The organism is Metabacillus niabensis (assembly GCF_902829255.1).
GTDB classification, from domain to species: Bacteria; Bacillota; Bacilli; order Bacillales; family Bacillaceae; genus Metabacillus; species Metabacillus niabensis.
Window position 1 is genome coordinate 1 of the sequence record NZ_CADEPK010000164.1, and the last position, 1,748, is coordinate 1,748.

The 1,748-nt window shown below is 38.2% G+C and carries 1 protein-coding gene; it reads left to right on the forward strand.

All coding sequences use genetic code 11. The features are described 5' to 3' along the window. Positions 1-62 precede the first annotated feature (62 nt). Positions 63-1,337, forward strand: coding sequence for an IS110 family RNA-guided transposase (locus HU235_RS12140; protein WP_174880375.1), 1,275 nt, complete (start codon positions 63-65; stop codon positions 1,335-1,337). Positions 1,338-1,748: the final 411 nt, after the last annotated feature.

Below are 1,748 nucleotides of genomic sequence, written 5' to 3' on the forward strand. Positions count from 1 at the left end.
TCCTCAGTAAGATATGAGTATAGACACCACTCTAACTCAAAATCCTAGGAGGAACCCTTACCATGAATTTTAAAATGCAAAACAAACAAAATCAACTAATAGAAAGAATTTCTAGTAATCATCTGATTGTTGGGGTCGATATCGCTCAACAATTCCACGTGGCCCGTGCTGTTAATTACCGCGGAATCATCGTCGGAGATCCTCTTACATTTGAAAACAATGAAGAGGGTTTTATGAAACTAGTAAACTGGATGCAAGATTTACAAAAACTAAAACACTTAAACGCAGAAATAGTAGGAATGGAGCCTACTGGCCATTACTGGATTAACCTATCTAAGTGGTTATTTGATAAAGGAATAGAGGTAGTCACTGTCAATCCTCACTTAGTAAAAAGGAATAAAGAGAATCGTGATAATACCCAATCAAAGAGTGACAAAAAAGATGCGCTTGTGATTGCCGATATGGTCAAAAATGGCTACTATTCTTTCGTTCAGATATCATCCGAAGCGTTCGAGAAACTTAGAGTTCTTATGTCTAATCGTGATGTGATAGTAAAACGACTCGTTATGGCCGTTAATCAAATTAATAGATGGGTAGATATTGTGTTTCCAGAGTTAAGACATGTATTTAAGGATGTTTCGTGCAAAGGAGCCATCGCAACCCTCCGGTTGTTCCCCACTCCAAAAGAAATCTCCTCCATGACTTCACTTGATATCATGGTTGGATGGAAGTCATTAATGAAAAGACAACCAGGTCCCAAAAAAGCTCAATTACTAATCAAGTACGCAAAATCTTCTATTGGAACTGGACAAGCACTTGATGCATATAAGTTCCACTTAGAACAATTATTAGAAGAATATGACCTCGCTGAAAAACAACTCGAAAGAGTGGAACAACAAGTAAAAGAAGTGCTAAACAAAATCTCGTTTGCCAAGAAACTACTCATGATGAAAGGAATAAGCGAAATATCTTTAGCCGGAATAATAGGTGAAGCTGGTGATCTTAGTGGATTCTCTCACGGAAATTCTCTATTACGTCATGCGGGATTACATTTAGCTGAAGCCAGTTCTGGTAAATGGAAAGGTCAGATTGTTCTTTCGAAGCGTGGGAGATCCCGCCTACGGCGTTTCCTCTATTTAGCTACTATGAGTCTTGTGATGAATAATCCAGAGTTTAAAGCAATACATGCACATAATGTGAAAGTAAAAAAGATGAAGAAAATGAAGTCAATTATGAAACTGATAGGGAAACTAGCAAGGATATTTGTAGGAATAGCACGACGAAACGTATCATACTGTCCAAGTAAAGTTCAAGAATCTATTCCCTTAGCTGCCTAAACCGAAGGTTCAAAGTTAAAGATGTATCTTATAAACTAGTTAATTTTATTTTGAATGTTGTCTTATTCGTAGGATTTCAAATATGTACGGAGTACCAGGTTTATTCAACAAAAGGGCACTGTGACCCATCAGGTTAGCATAACTGGCCTCCACCCCTTGGATAGGCATGACGAAGGAATGAGAGGGCAATTGACCCGTTGAGACATGGGAGGGAAAGCCTCCAGGGGCGGCGTGGAGATGTACATTATATGGTAAAATATGGAGTATTAGCTAACTCCTTTATTTCACTATGCCTTCACGAAGCCAAAATGATCTGAACTCATATCCATTACCCATAAATCTAATTTAAAGGGTTATGAAATCCTGCGAATAAGTGAGCATTCGAGAGATATTCATATTAAACTGAGGGAG